Source organism: Pseudomonas sp. C11 (genome assembly GCF_034683865.1).
Taxonomy (GTDB): domain Bacteria; phylum Pseudomonadota; class Gammaproteobacteria; order Pseudomonadales; family Pseudomonadaceae; genus Aquipseudomonas.
The window spans coordinates 1-229 of sequence record NZ_JAWIIP010000125.1; the positions used below are offsets into that span (position 1 = coordinate 1).

The 229-nt window shown below is 60.3% G+C and carries 1 protein-coding gene; it reads left to right on the forward strand.

Going from position 1 to position 229, the window contains the following annotated elements:
* The coding region (locus tag VC352_RS25175; protein ID WP_322982193.1) for an EAL domain-containing protein at positions 1-229 on the forward strand (229 nt) is incomplete at both ends.

Below are 229 nucleotides of genomic sequence, written 5' to 3' on the forward strand. Positions count from 1 at the left end.
AAAAGAGCGGCGTCAGCTTCGCCATGGACGACTTCGGCACCTGCTACAGCTCGCTCACCTACCTCAAGCGCCTTCCGGTGGATGTGCTGAAGATCGACCAGTCCTTCTTGCGCGACGCCACCAGCGACCCCAACGAAGCCGAGATCATCCGCGCCATTGTCGCCATGGCGCGCAGCCTCAACATGGAGATGATCGCCGAAGGTGTCGAGCAACAGCAGCAACTGGACTT